This is a genomic window from Arthrobacter sp. Soil_C_49 (assembly GCF_057656635.1).
In genome coordinates this window covers 125,727-148,711 of the sequence record NZ_JBDGJZ010000011.1, presented here as the reverse complement: position 1 = coordinate 148,711, position 22,985 = coordinate 125,727, and the positions used below count along the sequence as shown (strand labels likewise).

Here is a 22,985-nt window from a genome sequence, read left to right as displayed (position 1 = left end):
GATCAATTCAACCAATCACTAAAACAATTGGTATCAACAAACTTGGCACACTATTGAGTTCTCAAACAACAGACACACCCGGCACCACCCAAACCAACGTTCAGGATCGCTCCGGAGCAACTTTTCAAACTTACCCGCCGGCTTCTCACTTGTCAAACCGGCGTCCGCGACCATCATCACCGTGAGGCTTGAGTGTCGGTTTTTCCGGCTGACTCCGTGGACCAGCGCGGAAATAAACTCTACCACCACTCTTCCGGGATGGCCAACCGGGCCGTCGGGCAGAGATGCAGGGCAACGAAAAAGCCCGGGATCACAAGGATCCCGGGCCTTTCCACAAGGAGTAAAACGCAGATCAGCCGCGGGCTGACGTTCCCGGCTTGAAGTAGGCAGCACCAAGCGGGGGCAAGGTGACGCTCAAGGTGGCCGGCTGTCCGTCCTGCCCCTCCCCGGCTGCCTTCAGTTCCCCGTTGTTCAACACACCGGATCCGCCATAGGTGGTGGAGTCGGTGTTGAGCACCTCAGTCCAGGCACCTGCCTCCGGCACTCCCAGTGTGTAGCCGGCATGCGGTGCGCCGGAGAAGTTGATGGCGCAAACCAGGGGGTTGCCCTCCTTGTCCCAACGGATGAACGAGAGGACGTTGCGGTCCGCGTCTCCCCCGTTGATCCACTGGAAGCCACCGGGCTCGTTATCGCGGGTATAGAGCGCCGGGGTGGAGGCGTACAGCTCATTGAGGTCCTTGGTCAGCAGCTGGATTCCCTTGTGGGCCGGGATATCGGCAAGCCACCAGTCGAGTCCGTGCTGTTCCGACCATTCCGCTTCCTGGCCGAATTCGGTGCCCATAAAGATGAGCTGCTTGCCCGGGTGCGCCCACTGGTACGCCAGGAAAGCGCGCAGGTTGGCCAGCTGCTGCCAGCGGTCGCCGGGCATCTTCCGGAGCATGGAGCCCTTGCCGTGGACGACTTCATCGTGGCTGATGGGCAGCAGGAAGTTCTCGGTGAAGGCATACACCAGGGAGAACGTCACGGTGCCGTGGTGCCACTTGCGGTTGACCGGATCCTCGGAGGCGTACTTGAGCGAGTCGTGCATCCAGCCCATGTTCCACTTCAGGCCGAAGCCCAGGCCGCCATGGCTGGTGGGAGCAGTAACCCCCGGGAAGGCCGTGGATTCCTCGGCGATCATCACGGCGCCGGGGTGTGTCTTGTACACCGTGGCGTTGACTTCCTGCAGGAAGGAAATGGCTTCCAGGTTCTCCCGGCCGCCAAAGCGGTTGGGCCGCCACTGCCCCTCTTCCCGGGAGTAGTCCAGGTAGAGCATGGACGCCACGGCATCCACGCGCAGGCCGTCGATGTGGAACTCCTCCAGCCAGTACAGCGCGTTGGCCACGAGGAAGTTCCGGACCTCGGTCCGGCCGAAGTCGAAGATGAGCGTGCCCCAGTCCGGGTGCTCACCCAGCGCCGGGTCGGAGTGCTCGTAGAGGGGCTCGCCGTCGAACTGGGCCAGGGCCCAGGCGTCCTTCGGGAAGTGCGCGGGGACCCAGTCCAGCAGGACCCCGATCCCGGCCTGGTGCAGCGCGTCCACCAGGTACCGGAATTCGTCCGGGTGGCCGAACCGGGAAGTGGGCGCGAAGTACGAGGTGACCTGGTAGCCCCAGGAGCCGCCGAAGGGGTGCTCCGCCACCGGCATGAACTCCACGTGGGTGAACCCGAGCCACTTGACGTAGTCCACCAGTTCCTTGGCCAGTTCCCGGTAGCCCAGGCCCAGGCGCCAGGAGCCGAGGTGTACTTCGTAGACGCTCATGGCCGAGTTGTGCGGGTCCCGCTTGGCCCGGGCCTCCATCCACTCGTCGTCCTTGAACGCGTACGAGGGCTCAACAACCCGGGAGGCGGTCAGCGGCGGGACCTCGGTTCCGAACGCGAGGGGATCGGCCTTCTCCACCCAGTAGCCGGACCGGGTGCGGATCTCGAATTTGTAGCATGCCCCGGCTGTAACTCCGGGAATGAAGATCTCCCAGACCCCGGATGAGCCCAGGGAACGAAGGGAGTTCTCGCGGCCGTCCCAGCCGTTGAAGTCCCCCTTGATCCGGACGGCCTGCGCGTTGGGAGCCCAGACGGCGAAGGAGACGCCGTCCACGTCGCCGAGGGAGGACTTGTAGTGCTGGACGTGGGCGCCGAGGACCTGCCAGAGCTTCTCGTGCCGGCCCTCACCGATGAGGTGCAGGTCCACTTCCCCCACGGTGGGCAGGTAGCGGTACGGCTCGTCAACGGTGACGGGTTCGGCCCCCGGGTACGAGACGGCCAGGCGGTAGTCAGGGACGTGGCCCTGCTGCAGCGGCTCCATCACGGCAACCCACACACCGTGGGCTTCATGTTCCATGGGAACCTCGCCCGCAGCCGTAATCACGGTGACCGCCTCGGCCAGATGCTTCACGGTGCGGATGGTGACGTGGCCGTAGTCGTCCAGATGCGCCCCAAGGACGGAATGGGGGGCGTGGTGTTCGCCGTTCGCGATCTTGCCCAGGATGCCTGCATCCACATGCAGCGGCACCCCCGGATGGTCGGTTCGTGCTGAGCCTGTCATTTCGTTACCTTCCGATGCTGCCCCGGCCTGGTGGCCGGCGCCGTTACCGCTGAGGAGCCGCCTGGCGGCGTTCACGGGGATCGCCAGCCAGTCGGGCCTGTTACGCATTTCATAAACTACTTCGTACAGTGCCTTGTCCAGCCACAATGCCACAAAGAGGGGCGAGTCTTTGTCCACGGTGCCGGGAGTGACCTCCGCGTAGCCCGCCAGGAACGCGGCGGCGCAGTCATCCACCCAGGAGGCAGGCACCTGCGCGCCTTCCTGCTCGCGCTGCGCGGCGCCTGCCGCGTAGTCGAAGGACCGGAGCATCCCCGCGACGTCCCGCAGGGGAACGTCGGGAACGTTCCGTTCGGCGATGGGACGCAGCGGTTCGCCTTCGAAGTCGAGGATGGCCCACCGGGCCGGTTCCCCGGCCCGGCCCGGCACCTGGAGGATCTGTCCGAGGTGGAGGTCGCCGTGGATCCGCTGCAGCGGACCGGCAGGGACGCCGTCGAGCCCGTCCAGCAGGTTGTCCAGAGCGGTGTCGTAAGGCCCGACGGCGGAGGCGCATTCGGCCCACGCCTGCCTGACGCGCTGGGCTACTGCAGGCGCAATTACCTTGCCGGGGTCGGCCTCCCCGGACTGTCCGAGTGCTTCGGCCAGCCGGCGGTGGACCGTTGCGGTGGCGGCTCCGAGGGCGTGCGCCTCAGCCGTAAAGTCGGTTCCGGACCGAGCCGCGTCAACAGCAAGGCGCCAGGCATCAAGTCCGCCGGCCAGGAACTCGTGCGCCACGGCCAACTCACCCTCCGCGTGCCGGGAGCCCGCAGCAGTGCCGTCCGGGGACGGAAGGCCCTGGGTTAGCCACTCGCCGCGGACCCAGCCGAGGGTGGCCGGAACTTCAGCGGTACCAGCGGAGGTGAGGGCGGCACCCACTTCGACTTCGGGGTTGGTCCCTTCCGAGAGGACACGGAAGAATTTCACGATGGCGGCCGATTCGCCGTCGTCCACAATCACCGAACTGTTGGACTGCTCCCCCGACAGGACCTTGACCACGCCACGCGCGGTGGGCAGCCGGTGGTTCCCCGGAGACCGGAACCCGGAGGCAGTGCCGCTGGGCGCCTTCTGGCCGCCGCGCATCAGTTCAAGCCAGGCCCCCACAAAATCCGGATCGTGCACGGCGTCGTAGACCCATGGCCGGGAAGGATCAGTGCCGGCGGCCTCCCCGATCAGGGCCCGCTCCATGCCTGCCGCCGGTGCCGGCCGGAAGCTCAAGGGGACCTGCACCACTTCGGTGCGCCGGCCGCCGTCGGCCCCTTTGGTGGTGACCTTCAGCAGGAATACTGCCAGCGCCGCGTGGCCGGAGGGATCCTCCAGCCCCAGGCTGCCGGCCTGGGCTACCTCGAAACCGGGCGTTTTGACGGGGAACCAGCGTTGCCTCGGAAGCCATTCCTGAAGCAGCGCGGTCAGGGCGGGAGTAAGGATGGGCTGGTTCATGTCAGTTCTCAATCGAGAGGATCGGCATTGCCTGCGTATAGGGGGACGAAGGATTGGACGCTGCAGAGCGGACCCGCAGCCAGAAGAAATCGTGGCTGCCCAGGGTCAGCGTCAGCGTCCCGTCCTCGTTGATGCCAGGAAATGGCTGGCCGCCGAACACATCCCGAAGGCCGCGTCCGGCGTAATCGGGAATGCGCAGCCTGGCGGCCACGGGGTGCTGCGAAAGGTTGAACGCACACAGGATGGTTTCACCGTCCACCCCGGCGGAGTTGCCGTTCGGCAGCTCCCGAAGGTAGGCCAGGACGGCGTCATGGTCGGCCTCGACGTGCTTGAAGGCACCAAGGCCAAACGCGGGATGGTTCTTGCGGACGCTGAGGATCTGCCGCGTCCAGCGCAGCAGGGAGCCCGAATGTGCAGCCTCAGCCTCAACGTTGGCCATGTTGTAGTTATAGACCAGGGACTGGATCACGGGCAGGTAGAGCTTGCCCGGGTCCGCGTGGGAGAAGCCGGCATTGCGGTCCGGGTTCCACTGCATGGGCGTGCGGACGGCGTCCCGGTCCTCGAGCCAGATGTTGTCCCCCATGCCGATCTCGTCCCCGTAGTACAGGAACGGGCTGCCCGGCAGTGAGAGCAGCAGGGCGTTGATCAGTTCGATCTCGGCGCGGGAGTTGTCCAGCAGGGGTGCCAGCCGGCGGCGGATGCCGATATTGGCCCGCATCCGCGGATCCGGCGCGTACCAGCCGAGCATCGCGGCACGCTCGTCCGCGGTGACCATCTCAAGAGTGAGCTCGTCATGGTTCCGCAGGAAGGTGCCCCACTGCGCGCCCTCGGGAATATCCGGGGTGTCCTTCATCGTCTCGATAATGGGCGCGGCCTTTTGGTCGCGGAGCGCGTAGTACAGGCGCGGCATGATCGGGAAGTGGAAGGCCATGTGGCATTCAGGTTCCGCTTCCGTCCCGAAGTACTCCACCACCTCGTTGGGCGGCTGGTTGGCCTCGGCGATGATGACGCGCCCGGGGTAGCTTTCGTCCACCATGGCACGGAGCCTGCGGAGGAATTCGTGGGTGGCGGGCAGGTTCTCGCAGTTGGTGCCTTCCTCCTCGTAGAGGTAGGGAATGGCGTCCGCGCGGAACCCGTCGATGCCCTGGTCCAGCCAGAACCGCACCACGTCGAACAGGGCCTCGATCACCTTGGGGTTTTCGAAGTTCAGGTCCGGTTGGTGGCTGAAGAACCGGTGCCAGAAAAACTGCCGGCGGATGGGGTCGAAGGTCCAGTTCGATTCCTCGGTGTCCACAAAGATGATCCGGGCGTCCTGGTACTTCTCGTCCGTGTCGCTCCATACGTAGAAATCCCCGTACGGGCCGTCCGGGTCCTTCCGCGATTCCTGGAACCAGGGGTGCTGGTCCGAGGTGTGGTTCAGGGGCAGGTCAATGATGACCCGCACTCCCCTGGCGTGAGCTTCGGCCACGAGCCGCTTGAAATCTGTGATGGTTCCGAACTCGTCCAGCACCGAGTTGTAGTCGGAAATGTCGTAGCCGCCGTCGCGCAGCGGCGACTGGAAGAACGGGGGCAGCCAGAGGCAGTCCACGCCCAGCCACTGCAGGTAGTCAAGCCTGTCGATGAGGCCCGAGAAGTCTCCCGAGCCGTCACCGTTGGCATCCGCAAAAGCCCTGACGAGGACCTCGTAGAAAACAGCCTTCCGGTACCACAGCGGATCGTGCTGCAGCCCCGGCGCATTCAGTTCGAAGGTGCTCTTCGGCGTGAAATGCTGGCCCGAACTTTGCGGATTAAAACTCACTGATGCGCTCTCCTCACACTCAGGATGTGTGCGGGCTCAACATGCGGGTCGAGGCGGACGTAGTTGAACTCGCCCCATTCCCAGCTTTCCCCGGAAATGAGGTCGTCCACATAGAAGCCGCCGTTCGCGGTGCGGTCCTCCGGGTCAAGCTCCAGGGCCGCGAGGTCCAGCGAGACACTGCCCTCCTTGGTGACGTGAGGATCAACGTTGACCACCACGATGATGGTGTCCTTGGATCCGTCCGGGAGCGTCTTGTGCTTGGAGTAGGCAACGGTGGAATCGTCAGTTGTGTAATGCACCGTCAGGTTCTGCAGGTCCTGCAGTGCCGGATGGGTGTGCCGGATCTCGTTCAGCCTGGTGATGTAGGGGGCCAGGGTCCGCCCGGAGTGGGCAGCGGCGTCCCAGTCACGCGCCTTATACTCGAACTTTTCGTTGTCGATGTACTCTTCGGCTCCCGGCCGGGCAACGTGCTCGAACAGCTCGTAACCGGCGTAGACCCCCCACAGCGGGCTGGCCGTGGATGCCAGCGCCGCCCTGATCTTGAAGGCCGCGGGGCCGCCGAACTGGAGGTATTCGGTGAGGATGTCCGGCGTGTTAACAAAGAAGTTGGGCCGGAAGAAGGCCGGCGATTCGTGGCTGACCTCGGTGAAGTAGTCCTGGATCTCCTTCTTGGTGTTGCGCCAGGTGAAGTAGGTGTAGGACTGCTGGAAGCCTGCACGACCCAGCGCGTGCATCATGGCGGGCCGGGTGAAGGCTTCAGCGAGGAAGACAACGCCCGGAACTTCCTTATTCACCTCGGCAATGAGCCATTCCCAGAACCACACCGGTTTGGTATGCGGGTTATCCACGCGGAAAATCTTTACCCCGTGGCTGACCCACAACAGGACAATACGGAGAATTTCGTTGGAGAGGCCCTCGGGGTCATTATCGAAATTCAGCGGATAAATATCCTGGTACTTCTTGGGCGGATTTTCCGCGTAGGCGATACTGCCGTCCACGCGGGTGGTGAACCATTCCGGGTGTGACTGGACCCAGGGGTGGTCCGGTGCGGCCTGAAGCGCGAGGTCCAGGGCCACTTCCAGGCCGAGCTCGTTGGCCCGGGCCACAAAAGCGTCAAAGTCCTCGAACGTGCCAAGGTCCGGGTGGATGGCGTCGTGGCCGCCTTCCTTGGCGCCGATGGCCCACGGCGAACCGGGATCGTTGGGGCCGGCGATCAGGGTGTTGTTGGGACCCTTGCGGTGCTGGACGCCGATGGGGTGGATGGGCGGCATGTACAGGACGTCGAAACCCATGGCGGCCACGGCGTCGAGGCGCTTCGCGGCGGTGCGGAAGTTGCCGGAGGTCCAGGCACCGGTTTCGTGGTTGCGGACGGCGCCCTCGGAGCGGGGGAAGAATTCGTACCAGGCGCCCCGGCCGGCGAGGTCTCGCTCCACCAGCAGCGGGAACTGCTCGGAGACGGTCACCAGTTCCCGGATGGGCTCGCGCCCCACGATGTCGGTCACCCCCTGGCTGAACCCGGCGGCAAGGCGCTCTTCCGGGCTGAGGGACCGGTCCGCCAGCCGGTCGGCGACCCAGCGCAATGTTGCCCTGTCCGCCTCGCTGCGGGAGTCGTCGTCGGACGCTTCGCCCAGCAGGGCCGCACCCTCGGCGAGCATCAGCTCAACGTCGATTCCGGCGGCCACCTTCACCTCGGCGTTGTGGTGCCAGGTGCCGTAGCGGTCGTGCCAGGCTTCGATGACGAAGGACCAGTTGCCAACGTCCGACGGCGTGAGGATGCCTTCCCAGCGGTCCGTCCCCATGCCGCGTTCCCCGCGCGGCGGCGCGAGCCGTACGCGCTGGCGTTCGGTGCCCTGGGGATCCAGGAGCACGGCGCTGACCCCAAGCTGGTCATGCCCTTCCCGGAAGGCCGTGGCCCCCACGACTATTCCCTCACCCGGCAGGGCCTTGGCGGGGACTTTTCCCCCGTCCACCACCGGCTGCACTGCAGTGATCGGAAAACGTCCAAACCGCAGGCCGTCAGTGATGCGGCCCTTCGGCTTATTGTCTAATGCGGCACTGGTTCCTGAGTTAGTCGTCACAGCCTCGACGTTAGCGAGAAATGGCGGAGATTGCTAAGCCTGCTCACTAATTTTGTTGCGGTTCGCGTCATTTCCTGGACGCCAACAGTCATTTACCCAAAAGAAACCCAAAGCTGGTTCCGGCTGCCCATGTTGTCCGTTAGTGTGACGCAGGTGAAGGCAATCCGCAGATTTACGGTCCGTACAGTGCTCCCCGAGCCGATCCGCCCGCTGGCCCGGCTGGCCAGCAATTTGCGCTGGTCCTGGCACCGCCCCACCCGGGATCTCTTTGCCGGGCTGAACCCCCGCCTCTGGACTGAAAGCGGCGAAGACCCCGTGGGTTTCCTGGGCCTGGTGAGCCGCGAAGAGCTGCAGCAGCTGGCCGCGGACCAGTCCGTGGTGGAACGCGTCCGCGCCGCCGAAGAGGACCTCGACCGCTACCTTGAGGAGCCGCGCTGGTACCAGGGCCTGGGCCCGGACGCGCCGGCCGCGATCGCCTACTTCTCCCCCGAATTCGGCATCACCGAAGTTCTTCCGCAGTACTCCGGCGGCCTGGGCATCCTCGCCGGCGACCACCTGAAGGCTGCCTCGGACCTGGGCGTGCCGCTGATCGGTGTTGGCCTGCTGTACCAGGCCGGATACTTTAAGCAGTCCCTCTCCCGGGACGCCTGGCAGCAGGAAACCTACCCGGTCCTGGACCCGGACGGGCTGCCGCTCACCCTGCTGCGCGAGCCTTCCCCGGACGGCAACGGCCGGCCCCTGCAGGTCTCGCTGCCCCTCCCCAACAACCGGCGGCTGCTGGCACACATCTGGCGTGCCGACGTCGGGCGTGTCCCGCTGCTGCTCCTGGACTCCAACGTCCCGGGCAATGACGAAGCCGCCCGCAGCATCACGGACCGGCTGTACGGCGGCGGCGGGGACCACCGGCTCCAGCAGGAACTGCTGCTGGGCATGGGCGGGGTCAAGGCGCTGCGGGCCTTCCAGAAGCTCACCGGAACGGCAGCCCCGGAGGTGTTCCACACCAATGAGGGGCACGCCGGTTTCCTGGGCATCGAACGCATCCAGGAACTGATGGCCGGAGACGAGGCGCTCACCTTTGACGAGGCACTCGCGGCCGGCCGCGCGTCCACCGTCTTCACCACCCACACACCTGTCCCCGCCGGCATCGACCGGTTCGAGATCGCGCAGATCCACCACTTCTTCCAGGCCGGCCTGGCCCCTGACGTGCCCGTGGACCGGATCCTGGAACTGGGCAGGGAAAACTACGCCGACGGCAACGCCTCAGTGTTCAACATGGCCGTGATGGGCCTCCGGCTGGCGCAGCGGGCCAACGGCGTGGCCAAACTCCACGGCGAAGTGTCCCGCGGCATGTTCTCTGCCCTGTGGCCCGGGTTCGACCACTCCGAGGTACCCATCACGTCCGTGACCAACGGTGTGCACGTGCCCACCTGGGTGGACAGCCGGATTTCCAAGCTCGCCCGCGACCAGTTCGGCAGCGAAGCCGAAGCCAACGGCCGCTGGGACCTCGCCTACAACGTCAGCGACGCCGACGTCTGGGCGCTGCGGCGCGAGATGCGCGCCGCCCTGGTGGATGATGTCCGCAAGCGGCTGCGCGCGGCCTGGAAGAAGCGCGGGGCCGCGGACGCTGAACTGGGCTGGACGGACAACGTGCTGGACCCGGACGTGCTCACCATCGGGTTCGCCCGCCGCGTTCCCACCTACAAGCGCCTCACCCTGATGCTGCGCGAGCCGGAACGGCTCAAGGCACTGCTCCTGCACAAGGAACACCCCATCCAGCTGGTTATCGCCGGCAAGTCCCACCCCGCCGACGACGCGGGCAAGAAGATGATCCAGGACCTGGTCCGCTTCACGGATGATCCTGAGGTCCGCCACCGCATCGCCTTCCTGCCCAACTACGACATCGCGATGGCACGCACGCTGTTCCCGGGCTGCGACGTATGGCTGAACAACCCGCTGCGGCCGCTTGAGGCCTGCGGCACGTCGGGCATGAAGGCCGCCCTGAACGGCTCGCTGAACCTCTCCGTCCTGGACGGCTGGTGGGATGAGATGTACGACGGCGAGAACGGCTGGGCGATTCCCACCGCCAACAACGGCGCATCGCCGGAGGAACGCGACGATATCGAGGCCGCCGCCCTGTACGAGCTCCTGGAGACCCAGGTCGCGCCGCGCTTCTACGGCAGCACGGTATCCGAAAGCGCGGGCGCCGCGGGGCCGTCCACGACGTCGGGCACCGAGAAGGTGCCCACGCACTGGGTGTCAATGATCAAGCACACGCTGGCGCACCTGGGGCCGAAGGTTTCGGCGGAGCGCATGCTGCGCGACTACGTGAACATCCTGTACCGCCCGGCGGCGGAGGCGGGCCGGAGCGCCGGCGCGAATTCGTACTCGCAGGCCCGCAACCTCGCGGCCTGGACGGCCAGGGTCCGTTCCGCCTGGCCGCACGTGCATGTTGAGCACGTGGACTCAGTGGGGGTCTCCGAGGATCCGCAGATCGGCGACACGCTCCAGGTCAACGCCTATGTGGCCCTGCACAGCCTTACGCCCGAGGACGTGAGCGTGGAAGTTGCCTACGGCCGGGCGGAGGAAAGCGACACGCTGGCGGATATCACCGTGATGGAACTGAAGGTCCAGGAGGACCTGGGCAGTGGCCGGCACCTGTTCAGCGGCTCCCTGGTGATCGACCGTTCCGGGTCCTTCGGCTACACCGTCAGGGTGCTGCCGCGGCACGACGCACTGGCGTCCAAGGCTGAACTGGGGCTGATCGTCAACGCGTAAGGCCTGAAGCCGGGCGTGCGGCAGGAGCAACGCAGCAGGAGGAACCCATGAACGACCGTACCGTGGCGGACCTGATTGTGGACCGGCTGGAGACGTGGGGCGTCAGCCGCGTGTTCGGCTACAGCGGGGACGGGATCAACGGGTTCATGGGCGCCCTCCGCCGGGCGGAAGGCCGGGTGGAATTTGTGCAGGCCCGGCACGAGGAAACCGCGGCCTTTATGGCCGTGGGCCACGCCAAGTACACCGGCGGCGTGGGTGTGGTCACCTCAACCCAGGGACCCGGCGCCGTCCACCTGCTGAACGGCCTGTACGACGCAAAGCTCGACGGCGTTCCCGTGGTGGCCATCGTGGGACAGCAAAGCCGCACGGTGCTCGGCTCGGCCTACATGCAGGAAATTGAGCTCACCGTTCTGTTCAAGGACGTTGCTGCCCAGTTCGTCCAGCAGGTCAACGCGCCCGAGCAGCTGCCCATGGTCCTGGACCGTGCCTTCCGGACCGCGAAGGCCACCTCGTCCCCGTGCGTGGTGATCCTGCCGCACGATATCCAGTCCGCGCCCGCGCCGGAACTGGAACAGAAGCACGGCGTGGTGGTCACCGCACCGTCCTGGAGCACATCAGCCAAGACCCCGCGCACGGAAGACCTGGACGCCGCCGCCGCGATCCTCAACGGGGCCCGGAAAGTGGCGCTGCTTGTTGGCCAGGGGGCCCGGCATGCAGGAGCGGAAGTGGTGGCAATCGCCGAACAGCTTGGCGCCGGAATTGCCACGAGCCTGCTGGGCAAGCCGTACGTGGACGAGACCCTGCCCTTCGCCGTAGGCACCATGGGACACTTGGGCACCACGGCAAGTGCGCACCTGCTCGGCAACTGCGACGCCTTGCTGATCGTGGGATCGAACGATCCCTGGACCGAGTTTTATCCCCCGCCCGGCGCCGCCCGTGCGGTCCAGGTCGACATCGACGAGCGGAAGATCGGCAACCGCTACCCCGTTGAAGTCGGCTTGGCCGGCGACGCAGCCGCTGCGCTCCAGGCGCTCAGCTCCCGGCTGACGGCACGTCCGGGCGGACAGTGGCGCGACGACGTCGAACAGGAAGTTCTCCGCTGGCGTGCCCTGGCGGAGGAACGCGCCGCCGTACCGGCCAGTCCGGTGAACCCGGAGCGTGTGGTCAGGGAACTGAACGGCCGGCTTCCGGCCAACGCCCAGGTGAGTGTCGACGTCGGGAGTTGCGTCTACTGGTACGCACGGCAGCTGATCCTTCCGCCGGGTGTTCCGGCCCACCTTTCCGGCACGCTGGCCAGCATGGGCTGCTCCATCCCCTATGGCATTGCGGCCAAGCTCGCCCACCCGGACCGGCCGCTGGTGGCACTGGCCGGAGACGGCGCCATGCAGATGGCCGGAATCGCCGAACTGGTGACAGTGGCACACCGCTGGCGGCAGTGGCAGGACCCGCGGTTCATTGTCTGCGTCTTCAACAACCGCGAGCTCACCGAAGTCACGTGGGAGCAGCGCGAGTCCGAGGGCGAGCCGCGGTTCCGGGACAGCCAGGAACTCCCGGACTTCCCGTTCGCAGGCTACGCGGACCTGCTGGGCTTTACCGGCATCCGGGTGGACGATCCCGAACTACTGGCAGATGCCTGGGAGCGCGCCTTCGCGGCGGACCGGCCCGTGGTGATTGAGGTCCTGACCGACCCAGAGGTTCCGCTGCTGCCGCCCTTCCCGGGCGGCAAAGAAAAAGCGGATAGCATGCGCAAGGCCCTTGCCGAGGAGGACGGCGGCGGCCGGGCGCTGGATCTGCTGGATACGTATACCGGGCAAGAGGAACGCGGCTAGGGCGTACAGGCTTTCGGTCAGGCCGGGTCCAGGCCCGGCTTTCCGCCGGGCCGGGTTTAGAGCAGGACCGCGGTGACCGCCAGGTCCTTGCCGGCGTAGCGCTCGGCGTCCTGGAGGATCTCGCAGATGATCCCGAAGGACCTGTCCCCGCGGAACGGCGCCGCCACCTGCCAGAGCACGGTGACCGGGGGGTTGCCGTTGTCCGTGATGCTGTCTGCGAAGTCATGCAGCGAATCGTTCAGGGCATCCAGGTTCACGCCGTAGTGTTCGGGGAAGTTGAGGACCTCGCCGAACGTTTCCAGGACGGCCTTCTTGCTGTCGGCGGCCGGGACCACCAGGCTGCGGCGTCCGGCATCGGCCACCTGTTCCTGCAGCTCTTCCAGGGTCCAGGTGTCGCCGGAGTAGATCTTCATGGTTGTGCTTAGCTGCCTTCCGCTATGAATCGAAATGTCTCGTAGTGATCATCGGTGTAGTACTTTTCGCCGTCATCGCCGGCGACGATGCGCCGGGCTCCCCGGTCTGATTCGCCGGGCGTGGGCACGGTGTACTCGCGGTAGTAGCCCCGGTCCTTCCGCGGGAGGATCCGTTCAAAGTTGCCAAACGTCTGGTTGTCCTGGCTGTAGCGGTAAGGTCCGCCGGCCCGGATCAGGGCGAGCGTGTTCCGGGCTTCGGCGGGAAGGGCGGACTCCCGCACTTCGGGCAGGTTTGACGGGTTGTCCGCCGCAGCACCAGGGTCAGGCGCTGCACTCGAAGGGCCCTCCGTCGTCGTACCTTGTGTGACGGTGCCTGGCGTGACCGTGCCTTGTGTGAACTGGCCCAGGACGCCGGTCCCGCCAAACGCCAGCAGGGCCAGCACCACGAGGGCGGCCAGCAGCAAGGGCAGGGTGTTGCGGTTGCGCATGTTGTTCTCCGGCAGACTACGTGCGGTAGATGTTCATGGAGTTGGCCTCGACGAGGTCCTTCTCCCCCGAGGAGACCCTGCTGCCCTGCCGGAGCTCGTGCAGCGGCGAGGTGGTCAGCCGCAGCTCGAACATCCGGTGCGGGGCGCCCTCCGCGGTAATCCGGGGCAGGGTGATCTGCACGTCCGAAGTACTGCCGTTCACCACCACCAGGCCGGCAAGGGTGCCGTCATCGGAACCGAGCAGGAGCTGCATCACCCGGTGCTGCGGATCGTTCCAGCGTTCCATGGACATGGGCTGCCCGGCCTGGTCAAACCAGTAGAGGTAGGACTGTTCGTCCCGCCCCGGGAAGTCGTTGGGCTGCGCGGCCAGGAACTCCTTGCGGAGCCGGATGTACCGCTTGGTGCTGCGGAGCATCTCGTGGGACTCCGGGGTCCTGGTCCAGTCGAGCCAGGCGATGGCGTTGTCCTGGCAGTAGGCGTTGTTGTTTCCCTGCTGGGTCCGCGCCAGTTCGTCTCCGGCCGTGATCATGGGAACACCGAGCGAAATCATCAGCGACGCCATCAGGTTCCGGCGGGACTGGGCACGTTTCTCAAGGATGGCGCCGTCCTCCGTGGGGCCTTCAAACCCGTGGTTGTAGCTGCGGTTGTCGCCATGCCCGTCCCGGTTCTGCTCGCCGTTGGCCTCGTTGTGCTTCCGGTCATAGGAGACGAGATCGTTCATGGTGAAGCCGTCGTGGGAGGTGATGTAGTTCAGCGAGGCGAGGCGTGAGCGGCCGGAGGCGGCAAAAAGATCCGCGGAACCGGACAGCACGTCGGCGAGCCTGGACACCGGACCGCCCTGGCCGCCGGACTCAAGGGAGGCCCGGTCTGCTACCCAGAAAGAGCGCACGGCGTCCCGGAAGTGGTCGTTCCAGTCGGCCCAGCCAGCCGGGAACCGTCCGGTCTGCCAGCCGCCGTAGCCCACATCCCAGGGTTCGGCGATGAGTTTCACATCGGACAGCACCGGATCTGCTGCAATATCCATGAGGAACGGGTGTTTTGGGTCGAACTCGTTGGCGGCGTTCCGGCACAGCGTCACCGCCAGGTCAAACCGGAAGCCGTCGATGTGGAATTCATCCACCCAGTACCGCAACGAGTCCAGGACCAGCTGCACCACCCGGGGCTGGGAAAAGTCCAGGCTGTTGCCGCAGCCCGTGGTGTCCACGTACCTGCCGTGACCGTCGGTGCGGTAGTACTTGTCCTCCCCCAGGCCCCGGAAGCTGAGCGTCTGGCCGTCGGCGCCGCCCTCGGCGGTGTGGTTGTAGACCACGTCCAGGATGACTTCCAGTCCGGCCGCATGCAGCGCCTTGACCATGCCCTTGAACTCGTCCTGGACTGCCTGGGGGCCGGCCTGCTGGGCCGCCCTGGTGGCGTAGCCGGGGTGCGGGGCGAAAAAGGCGGCGGTGTTGTAGCCCCAGTAGTTGGTCAGGGCCAGGTCCTGCAGGTGCGGTTCATCCAGGTGGAAATGCACGGGCAGCAGCTGGACGGAGGTAATGCCCAGGCTCTTGAGGTGCTCCAGGATGGCAGGGTGTGCCAGGCCGGCATAGGTGCCGCGGAGTTCCTCGGGCACGTCGGGATGGAGCATGCTCTGCCCGCGGACGTGGGCCTCATAAATGATGGTGTCTCGCCACGGCAGCTTCAGCCGTGCGTCCTGTCCCCAGTCGAAGTCGCCGGCCATCCGCACGCTCGTCAGGAAACCCTCGGACTGGTCCACGGCGCGCCCGTACGGGTCCAGCAGCAGCGGCTGCCCGCCGTCGTCGTCAATGCCGCCTGCCGGCACGGCCACCGGCAAAGACTGTCCGGCGGCTGCTTCCCGGAAGCCATACCTGGAGCCGTACGGGAGGTTGTCCACCATTCCGTGATGGACGCCCTGGCTCACGTTGGGCAGCGCCTGGACGCGCCAGTCGGCGCCGGGGGCCTGGTAGACGATTTCCAGGTTCCGGACGCCCGGGGCGTAACAGGCCACATTGGCCTGAGCCGCGGACACCGTGAGGTGGCCGGTTGAACCCCCGCGGGCCGCGTCTGCGCGCGGGACACTGACACCGAGTGGAAGGGCCGTTGAGGCGTCCGTGGCGGAAGCGGCAGTATCGAAGAGCGGCATAACCATCACCTAAATCCTAGCCGCGAACGGACCTGCTACTTTGCCGCGCGCTGGCGGGACACTTCGTACAGGGAGATGCCCACGGCCATGGAAGCGTTCAGTGATTCCATCGCCGAGTCGATGGGGATGGACACGATCTGGTCGCAGTTTTCGCGGACCAGGCGGCTGAGGCCCTTGCCTTCCGAGCCCACCACAATGCACACCGGTTCGGTGGCGAGGGTCAGGTCGGGAAGTGACACGTCGCCGTCGCCGTCCAGGCCCAGGACGAAGATGCCCATGTTCTTGAACTGCTTCAGGGCGCTGTTGAGGTTGGAGGCGCGGGCAACGGGCACCCGCACGGCCGCGCCGGCGCTGGTTTTCCAGGCGGAAGCGGTGACGCCCACTGAGCGGCGTTCCGGGACGATCACGCCGTGGCCGCTGAAGGCGGACACGGAGCGGATGATGGCGCCCAGGTTGCGGGGGTCGGTGATGCCGTCGAGGGCGACGAAGAGCGGCGCGTTGGCCACGTGGCCCTTTTTCCACTTCGCCACGGTGTCCTCTGCGAGCTCGTAGGCGTCCTGGTACTCGTACGGCGGGATCTGGAGCACCAGGCCCTGGTGCACGGCGTCGTCGGTCATCCGGTCCAGCTCGGGCTTGCCGGTTTCCATCAGGGGGATGCCGCGTTCGGCGGCAATCTTCAGGGATTCTTTGACGCGGTCATCCATTTCGATGCGGATGGCCACGTGCAGGGCTTTGGCGGGGATGCCGGCCCGGAGCGCTTCGACCACGGAGTTGCGGCCGGTGACCACTTCTTCGGTGGCGCGTCCCTTGGGGCCGGACTTGGCCGCACCGGCGCTGCGTGCACCCGGGTTGCGCTTGGCGGCGGAGCGCTCGGAGAGCTGCTTGGCCTTGTGCGCTTTGTGGTACGGGCGGTCCTCCGCCTTGGGCGTGGGACCCTTGCCTTCGAGGGCCTTGCGGCCATGGCCACCGGTTCCGATGGTTGGGCCCTTCTTCGCTTTAACCGATCGGCGACCATTGTTGGCCATTGTGTTCCACCCTTGATTGTGCTGACTGAGTCTGCCTACCAGTCTACTGACCGAAGAAAAATCGAACGATCAGTGGCTCTGGGGCCCAGAGGGCAGCGGCGGTTCAGTCCCGCTTCAGGCTCCAGGTTGCGCCGCCCGGCCCGTCCTCCACCACGACGCCGGCCTGGTTGAGGGTGTCCCGGATGGCGTCGGACGCCGCCCAGTCCTTTTCGGCCCGCGCCGCAGCCCGGGCTTCCAACTGCGCCCGTACCAGGACGTCCAGGGCCGCTGCTTCCTTGCTGTTGCCGGCATCCGTACCGGCCACGGCGTTCAGGCCGAGGACGTCAGTCATCACTGCCACCGTGTACATGGCGAGGCGGGCCGCGTCGTCATTGCCCTCGGCCAGGGCGGTGTTGCCGGCGCGGACCGTCTCGTGGAGCGCCGCCAGCGCGCGCGGAACGTTCAGGTCATCGTCCATCGCCGCGGAGAATGCGCTGAGGGTGTCCGAGGAGGAGCCGGACGTGCCGGCCACAAAACCAAAGTCCGTTCCGAGCTTGGCGGTGGCTTTGGCGATAAACCCGTCAATGCGTTCAACGGCGGCTGCGGCTTCCTGCAGCGACGTGGGACGGTAGTCCAGGACTGAGCGGTAGTGCGCCTGGCCGAGGTAGTAGCGGACCACCCGGGGTGGGGCCAGTTCCAGCATCTCGGCAGGGCTGATGGTGTTCCCGATGGACTTGGACATCTTTTCGCCCTGGTAGGTGACCATGCCGTTGTGCATCCAGAAGCTGGCGAACGGGTGGCCTGCCGCCTGGGACTGGGCCAGCTCGTTTTCATGGTGCGGGAACCGCAGGTCCAGGCCGCCGCCGTGGATATCGAACTCGGTGCCCAGGTACTTGGTGACCATTGCAGAGCACTCCAGGTGCCAGCCGGGCCGGCCCGCTCCCCAGGGGGAAGCCCAGCTCGCCGTCGCCGGCTCTCCGGCTTTGGAACCCTTCCACAGCGCGAAGTCGCGGGGATCGCGCTTGCCGCGAGGGTCGGCGTCGGAGGCTGCCTGCATGTCATCGATGTTCTGGCGCGTGAGCGAGCCGTACTTGCTCCAGGAACGGACGTCGAAGTACACGTCCCCCGAGTCGTCCAGTGCCGGGTAGGCGTGGCCGCGGTCGATCAGTTGCTGGATGAGCGCATGCATCTCCGGGATGTGGCCCGTGGCGCGGGGTTCGTACGTGGGACGGGAGACGCCCAGGGCGTCGTAGGCTTTCAGGAATTCCTGCTCGTAGCGGTATGCCAGGGCCCACCACTCTTCGCCCGCCACTTCGCCGGATTCCGGGATGAAGTCCGGCGCGAAGGATGCCTCGGACTTCGCCAGGATCTTGTCATCGATGTCCGTGACGTTCCGGACCACCGTGACCCGCAGGCCGCGGTATTGGAGCCAGCGGGTGAGCTGGTCGAACGCGATGGCGGAGCGGATATGGCCAACGTGGGGCATGCCCTGCACCGTGGCCCCGCAGTAATAGAGGCTGGCCTTGCCCTCGACGAGGGGCACGAAGTCGCGGACTTCGGCGGAGGCAGTGTCATAGAAGCGCAGGGTCACCGCTCCAGATTAGCCGATGGCGCCGGACGGGTTTGGATACACCAGGGCGGTGGCCACTGCGCTGATGCCTTCTCCGCGGCCGGCGAACCCCAGCCCGTCGCTGGTGGTGGCGGTGACACTCACGGGCGCGCCGGCGGCTTCGCTGAGCACCCGCTGCGATTCCTCACGCCGGGGGCCGAACTTGGGCCGGTTGGCAACGAACTGGACCGCGACGTTGCCTATTTCGAATCCGGCGGCCCGCACGATCCGGGCCGCTTCCGCGAGCAGCGTTACCCCGGATGCGCCGGCGAATTCAGGGCGGCTGGTTCCGAAGTGGGTTCCGAGGTCGCCGATGCCGGCTGCGGAGAAAAGGGCGTCCGCGGCCGCGTGTGCCACCGGGTCGCCGTCGGAGTGTCCGGCGAGGCCGCGTTCCCCCTCCCAGTGGAGGCCGCCGAGCCAGAGCGGGCGGGGCGCGTCATCGGCGGCGTAGGCATGGACGTCGAGTCCGATGCCGGTACGGGGAAGAATCGCTGTGATGTCCATGCCTAGCCCTCCACCCAGCGGACGCCCAGGGGCCCTTCCAGCAGTCCCTCGGCGATGATCAGGTCCAGCGGGGTTGTGATCTTCAGTGACTGGCTGGAGCCGCGGACGGCGTGGACCGGCGTGCCCAGCATTTCCACCAGCATGGCGTCATCGGTGACAGCCGCGGACTGCTGCTGGTCCAGGGTCCGGGCGGCCTCGTGGGCTTTCAGGAGGGTGCCAAGCTGGAAACCCTGGGGCGTCTGCACGGCCCGCAGTTCCTCCCGGGGCGCCGTGCCGGTGACAATTTCCGGCGCCAGTGCGCTGTCATCCCCGGTCGTGGCTTTGACGGTTTTGACGGTGTCCACCACGGCGACGGCGGGAATCACCGCGGCGGCGCCGGCAGCGAGTGCGTCGGTCACCCGGTGGAAGACGGATTCGGGGGTCAACGCGCGGGCGGCGTCGTGGACCAGGACCGCCTCGATCCCGTCCATCAGGGCAGCAATGCCGGCCCGCACGGAGTCGGCGCGGGTGGCGCCGCCGTCCACAATGGAAAGGAGGGGGCCGCCGTCGGCCAGTTCCTCCCTGAAGTCCTCGCACAACTGCCGCAGGGCAGCGTCCTCGGCCGGGAGCGCAACGCACACCTGGCTGCTCACGCCGGACGCGACAATCCCGCGCAGTGCATGCATCAGGATCGGTTCGCCGCCCAGGGGCACGGCTGCTTTGGGCATGCCGTAGCCGAGCCGCTGCCCGGAGCCGGCGGCCACGAGGATCACGGCGGTGACGGGACGGGTGGGAGTTTCACTCATGCCGACTAGCCTACGTCGCCGCGGCCTTCCCCGCCCGGACCTGAATCCGGGCAAAAAGAAGCCCCGGCGGCACATGGGTGCCACCGGGGTTCAATTCTTAGGAAGCCAGAACCTCGTCGAGAACGCTTGCAGCCTTCTCCTCGTCGGTCTTTTCAGCCAGGGCCAGTTCTGAAATCAGAATCTGCCGGGCTTTGGCCAGCATTCGCTTTTCGCCTGCGGAAAGGCCCCGGTCGTGATCGCGGCGCCACAGGTCGCGGACGACCTCTGCTACCTTGATGACGTCACCGGAAGCAAGCTTCTCCAGATTTGCCTTGTATCTGCGTGACCAGTTGGTGGGCTCTTCGGTGAACTCAGCGCGAAGCACATCAAACACGTGCTCCAGGCCTTCCTTGCCCACTACGTCCCGAACGCCAACAAGATCAACATTTTCTGCTGGAACTTCAATGGTCAGATCACCCTGAGCCACCTTGAGCTTGAGATACATCTTCTCTTCGCCCTTGATGGTGCGCATCTTGATTTCTTCAATCTTCGCAGCACCGTGGTGAGGGTAAACTACTGTCTCGCCGACCTCAAATACCATGTGGACATTTCCCCTTTCCCGCAGACCAGTTTATCACGATTCAGGCATATGACCGGCCGGCAAAAGGGCCCCGAACCGCGAAATTCCGCGGAAAAACAGCGCAATCGACCCCCTCAACCCCCTTGACGAACGCAGATAATAGTGCATGGAGCGTACGCTGCCAAGGGCGATATGACGGCCCTCGAATCCTCGTTTGCAGGCGATTGCGGCTAGGCTATGGCTGAATAATCTTTCAAAACCCTCGAGGAGTACGTGACGTGCGTTTCACTGCGATGAACCGGGCCCAACGCGCCAAACTGGCACTGACGGGGGCCGCCCTTGGCGTCGGCCTGCTGACAGCCGGCTGCGGTTACATCACGCCCCAGCAGACCAGCGAGCAGTACCAGGCGTCGGACGGCATCGTCACCGACCTCGGCCCGCTGCAGCTCCGGAACATGCTCATTGTCTCCTCAGGCAAGGACGAGCCGGGCCGCCTGATCGGCGCGGTCTACAACTCTTCCTCCCAGGATGTGAAGCTCACGGTCAACGGCGCCGAGGGTTCGCAGACAGAGGTCGACGTGAAGGCCAACTCCTACACGCTGCTGAACGAGAGCTCCGACGAAGCCATCCTGAGCACCACGGGCGACGTCCCGGGCTCGCTGGTGGACGTCAAGATCACCGAGGACGGCACGAACGTCAGCAACACCGTCAAGGTTCCGGTGCTGGATGCCACGCTGCCGGAGTACAAGGAATACCTGCCGGCAGGCAGCACTCCTTCACCCAGCACGTCGGCTTCCCCGTCACCCACCGCCTCCGAGCTGGGCGCCGGAAACAGCCACTAAGGCTCCAGCGGGTCAAGCGCAGTAAAAGGGAGGGGCCGGCCGGCCCCTCCCTTTTACTGCGCTTTTGGTCCCCAACAGCCCTCTTACGGCTCGAACTTGTAGCCGAGTCCGCGGACCGTCACCAGGTACCGCGGCGCTGAGGGATCGGGTTCAATCTTGCCGCGCAGCCGCTTGACGTGGACGTCGAGGGTCTTGGTGTCCCCCACGTAGTCCGAGCCCCAGACGCGGTCGATGAGCTGCCCCCGGGTGAGCACCCGGCCGGAGTTGCGCAGGAGCATCTCCAGGAGTTCAAACTCCTTCAACGGGAGCAGCACCTGCTCGCCGCCCACGCTGACCACATGGCGTTCGATGTCCATCCGCACGGGGCCGGCCTGGACCGTGGAGGAGATCAGCTCCTCGGGTTCGCCCTGGCGCCGCAGGACGGCCCTCACCCTGGCCACCAGTTCGCGCGAGGAGTAGGGCTTGGTGACGTAGTCATCGGCGCCCAACTCCAGGCCGACCACCTTGTCGATTTCGGCGTCCTTGGCCGTCAGCATGATCACCGGGACGCTGGAGCGCTGGCGCAGCTGGCGGCAGACCTCCGTCCCGGACAGTCCGGGCAGCTGGAGGTCCAACAGCACAAGGTCTGCCCCGTTACGGTCGAATTCGGTGATGGCGTCCAGGCCGTTGTCCACCACTTCAACCTCGAATCCCTCTTTGCCCAGTAAATAGGACAAGGGGTCACTGAACGATTCCTCGTCCTCCACAATCAAGATCCTGCTCAAGCGTTGGCTCCTCGTTCTTTTGCGCCTGCGGCGCGTGGTACTTGGGTGACAGGCGGCTTTTGGGGTTCACGGCTATGGGCTGCCGGCAGCGGAAGCTCGTCCCCGCCATCCTGGCCTTCCATCTCCGGGAGGCGGAGGGTGAAGGTGGAACCCTGGCCGGGCTGGGACCAGAGGGTCACTTCCCCGCCGTGGTTGGCGGCCACGTGCTTGACGATGCTCAGTCCCAGGCCGGTGCCTCCGGTGTGCCGGGACCGGGCGGCGTCAACGCGGTAGAAACGCTCGAAGACACGCTCCTGGTCCTCGGCACTGAGTCCCTCGCCCTGGTCCGTCACCGAGATGGACACCAGTCCGTCCCTGGACCGGACCCCGATTCCAACCCTGGTGTTCGGCGGGGAGTAGCGGATGGCGTTGTCGATCAGGTTGCGCAACGCGGTCACCAGGAGGTCCTGGTCTCCGAAGACCTTCCCTTCGGTCCGCCCGCCCACAACAATATTGATGTTCTTGCTTTCGGCCGGAAGCTGCGAGCGGTCAACGGCCTCCGCTATCACCGCGTTGACGTCCACGGGGCCGCCCGCCTGGGACACACTGGCGCCCTGCAGCCGGGAGAGTTCGATAATGTCCTGCACCAGGGCGGCGAGGCGGCCCGATTCCTTGTGCATGCGCTTGGCGAACCGGCGCACTGCTTCTTCGTCGTCGGCAGAGGAATCCAGGGCTTCGGCAAGCAGTGAAATGGCCCCCACCGGGGTCTTCAGTTCGTGGGAGACGTTGGCCACGAAATCGTTGCGGATCTCTTCGGTGCGGGTAATTTCCGTGCGGTCATCCGCCAGCAGGAGGATGTATTCCTCACCCAGCATGGCTGCGCGCACCTGCACGATGATGGTCCCCTGCCCCAGTGGTCCCCGCGGCAGCTCCAGCTGTTTCTCCAGGATGACGCCGTCGCGCCGGACGCCTGCCGTCATGTCCAGCAGTTCCTTGTGGACCACTGTGTGCCCGCGGACCAGCCCGTAGGCGTACGCTGCCGGGCTGGCGCGGACCACGCCGTCGATGGCGTCCACCACCACAAAGGCGCGTCCGACGACGGCGAGCACCTCGGCTGCCCCGGCCGGCAGGGCGAGTTCATCGGCGTCGACATCCAGCAGCTGCCGCTGCTTCTCACTGACCCTGTAGGCAAGCACCCCGAAGGTACCAAGCGCCAGGCCGACAAGGCCGGCAACCAGACCGATGAGCATAGGATCCACAGCTCAACCTTATGCGCTGGCAGGCGGCCACCGGCACGTCCGGAGCCGCTGCGCCAACGGTTCAACTAACGTTCATCTTCAAGGGCCTAACCGTTTACCGGATACTGG

General features: G+C 65.9%; 17 protein-coding genes. 4 read left to right on the top strand and 13 right to left on the bottom strand.

Going from position 1 to position 22,985, the window contains the following annotated elements; genetic code table 11:
* On the top strand, window positions 1–185 hold a 185-nt coding region (locus AC3A4Z_RS17070; RefSeq protein WP_498712828.1), incomplete at its 5' end, for a hypothetical protein.
* Window positions 186–352: 167 nt separating this feature from the next.
* Here AC3A4Z_RS17070 and AC3A4Z_RS17065 read toward each other — a convergent pair.
* Genes AC3A4Z_RS17065 through AC3A4Z_RS17055 form a run of 3 tightly spaced genes read right to left on the bottom strand, consistent with a single transcriptional unit; the run spans window position 353 to window position 7,927 of the window.
* Window positions 353–4,051 carry a 1,4-alpha-glucan branching enzyme gene (locus AC3A4Z_RS17065; RefSeq protein ID WP_498712827.1) on the bottom strand — a complete coding sequence of 1,233 codons (3,699 nt, stop codon included), beginning with the start codon at window positions 4,049–4,051 and terminating at the stop codon, window positions 353–355.
* 1 nt (window position 4,052) lies between these two features.
* Window positions 4,053–5,849, bottom strand: coding sequence for a maltose alpha-D-glucosyltransferase (gene treS / locus AC3A4Z_RS17060; protein WP_498712826.1), 1,797 nt, complete (start codon window positions 5,847–5,849; stop codon window positions 4,053–4,055).
* Window positions 5,846–7,927, bottom strand: coding sequence for an alpha-1,4-glucan--maltose-1-phosphate maltosyltransferase (locus tag AC3A4Z_RS17055; protein WP_498712825.1), 2,082 nt, complete (start codon window positions 7,925–7,927; stop codon window positions 5,846–5,848). Before AC3A4Z_RS17055 ends, treS begins: the two co-directional genes overlap by 4 nt.
* Window positions 7,928–8,080: 153 nt before the next feature.
* Between AC3A4Z_RS17055 and glgP the strand changes: the two genes are divergently transcribed.
* Complete coding sequence (glgP, locus tag AC3A4Z_RS17050; RefSeq protein ID WP_498712824.1) at window positions 8,081–10,702, top strand: alpha-glucan family phosphorylase; 2,622 nt, start codon at window positions 8,081–8,083, stop codon at window positions 10,700–10,702.
* Between the two features lie 47 nt (window positions 10,703–10,749).
* Window positions 10,750–12,531, top strand: a complete 1,782-nt coding sequence (locus AC3A4Z_RS17045) for a thiamine pyrophosphate-requiring protein (RefSeq protein ID WP_498712823.1) — start codon at window positions 10,750–10,752, stop codon at window positions 12,529–12,531.
* A gap of 56 nt (window positions 12,532–12,587) precedes the next feature.
* Here AC3A4Z_RS17045 and AC3A4Z_RS17040 read toward each other — a convergent pair whose 3' ends face one another.
* The 8 genes from AC3A4Z_RS17040 to AC3A4Z_RS17005 form a co-directional block, all read right to left on the bottom strand.
* Window positions 12,588–12,944 (bottom strand): barstar family protein, encoded by a 357-nt coding sequence (locus AC3A4Z_RS17040; protein WP_493972303.1) that lies wholly within the window; start codon window positions 12,942–12,944, stop codon window positions 12,588–12,590.
* Window positions 12,945–12,952: 8 nt separating this feature from the next.
* Entirely contained in the window at window positions 12,953–13,432 is a 480-nt protein-coding gene (locus AC3A4Z_RS17035; protein WP_498712822.1) for a guanyl-specific ribonuclease, read from the bottom strand.
* A 16-nt stretch (window positions 13,433–13,448) separates the two neighbouring features.
* Window positions 13,449–15,578 (bottom strand): glycogen debranching protein GlgX, encoded by a 2,130-nt coding sequence (gene glgX, locus AC3A4Z_RS17030; protein WP_498712821.1) that lies wholly within the window; start codon window positions 15,576–15,578, stop codon window positions 13,449–13,451.
* 29 nt (window positions 15,579–15,607) lie between these two features.
* Window positions 15,608–16,597 carry a 23S rRNA (guanosine(2251)-2'-O)-methyltransferase RlmB gene (gene rlmB / locus AC3A4Z_RS17025; RefSeq protein ID WP_050056308.1) on the bottom strand — a complete coding sequence of 330 codons (990 nt, stop codon included), beginning with the start codon at window positions 16,595–16,597 and terminating at the stop codon, window positions 15,608–15,610.
* 103 nt (window positions 16,598–16,700) lie between these two features.
* A complete protein-coding gene (gene cysS / locus AC3A4Z_RS17020; protein WP_498712820.1) occupies window positions 16,701–18,167 on the bottom strand; it encodes a cysteine--tRNA ligase in 1,467 nt (488 codons plus the stop codon).
* A 9-nt stretch (window positions 18,168–18,176) separates the two neighbouring features.
* Complete coding sequence (ispF, locus tag AC3A4Z_RS17015) at window positions 18,177–18,689, bottom strand: 2-C-methyl-D-erythritol 2,4-cyclodiphosphate synthase (RefSeq protein ID WP_498712819.1); 513 nt, start codon at window positions 18,687–18,689, stop codon at window positions 18,177–18,179.
* 2 nt (window positions 18,690–18,691) lie between these two features.
* Window positions 18,692–19,474: a 2-C-methyl-D-erythritol 4-phosphate cytidylyltransferase gene (gene ispD, locus AC3A4Z_RS17010; protein WP_498712818.1), complete on the bottom strand. Its 783-nt coding sequence runs from the start codon at window positions 19,472–19,474 to the stop codon at window positions 18,692–18,694.
* Between the two features lie 97 nt (window positions 19,475–19,571).
* Window positions 19,572–20,054 carry a CarD family transcriptional regulator gene (locus tag AC3A4Z_RS17005; protein ID WP_011690592.1) on the bottom strand — a complete coding sequence of 161 codons (483 nt, stop codon included), beginning with the start codon at window positions 20,052–20,054 and terminating at the stop codon, window positions 19,572–19,574.
* A 272-nt stretch (window positions 20,055–20,326) separates the two neighbouring features.
* On the opposite strand from AC3A4Z_RS17005, the gene AC3A4Z_RS17000 reads away from it, so the two are divergent.
* Window positions 20,327–20,875: a hypothetical protein gene (locus AC3A4Z_RS17000; RefSeq protein WP_498712835.1), complete on the top strand. Its 549-nt coding sequence runs from the start codon at window positions 20,327–20,329 to the stop codon at window positions 20,873–20,875.
* Between the two features lie 83 nt (window positions 20,876–20,958).
* Here AC3A4Z_RS17000 and AC3A4Z_RS16995 read toward each other — a convergent pair whose 3' ends face one another.
* The gene (locus tag AC3A4Z_RS16995; RefSeq protein ID WP_050056313.1) at window positions 20,959–21,639 is read right to left on the bottom strand and encodes a response regulator; all 681 of its coding nucleotides are present in this window, start codon (window positions 21,637–21,639) and stop codon (window positions 20,959–20,961) included.
* On the bottom strand, window positions 21,636–22,868 hold the full coding sequence (locus tag AC3A4Z_RS16990; protein ID WP_498712834.1) for a sensor histidine kinase: 1,233 nt from the start codon (window positions 22,866–22,868) through the stop codon (window positions 21,636–21,638). The genes AC3A4Z_RS16995 and AC3A4Z_RS16990 overlap by 4 nt, the downstream gene beginning before the upstream one ends.
* Window positions 22,869–22,985: the final 117 nt, after the last annotated feature.

Excerpts from the sequence above, each read along its gene's own strand:
- rlmB (WP_050056308.1), bottom strand. The coding sequence starts at position 16,597 with ATGGCCAACAATGGTCGCCGATCGGTTAAAGCGAAGAAGGGCCCAACC.
- AC3A4Z_RS17065 (WP_498712827.1), bottom strand. The coding sequence starts at position 4,051 with ATGAACCAGCCCATCCTTACTCCCGCCCTGACCGCGCTGCTTCAGGAA.
- ispD (WP_498712818.1), bottom strand. The coding sequence starts at position 19,474 with ATGAGTGAAACTCCCACCCGTCCCGTCACCGCCGTGATCCTCGTGGCC.
- AC3A4Z_RS17045 (WP_498712823.1), top strand. The coding sequence starts at position 10,750 with ATGAACGACCGTACCGTGGCGGACCTGATTGTGGACCGGCTGGAGACG.
- ispF (WP_498712819.1), bottom strand. The coding sequence starts at position 18,689 with ATGGACATCACAGCGATTCTTCCCCGTACCGGCATCGGACTCGACGTC.
- glgX (WP_498712821.1), bottom strand. The coding sequence starts at position 15,578 with ATGGTTATGCCGCTCTTCGATACTGCCGCTTCCGCCACGGACGCCTCA.
- AC3A4Z_RS17000 (WP_498712835.1), top strand. The coding sequence starts at position 20,327 with ATGAACCGGGCCCAACGCGCCAAACTGGCACTGACGGGGGCCGCCCTT.
- AC3A4Z_RS17040 (WP_493972303.1), bottom strand. The coding sequence starts at position 12,944 with ATGAAGATCTACTCCGGCGACACCTGGACCCTGGAAGAGCTGCAGGAA.
- AC3A4Z_RS17005 (WP_011690592.1), bottom strand. The coding sequence starts at position 20,054 with ATGGTATTTGAGGTCGGCGAGACAGTAGTTTACCCTCACCACGGTGCT.
- AC3A4Z_RS17035 (WP_498712822.1), bottom strand. The coding sequence starts at position 13,432 with ATGCGCAACCGCAACACCCTGCCCTTGCTGCTGGCCGCCCTCGTGGTG.
- AC3A4Z_RS16990 (WP_498712834.1), bottom strand. The coding sequence starts at position 22,868 with ATGCTCATCGGTCTGGTTGCCGGCCTTGTCGGCCTGGCGCTTGGTACC.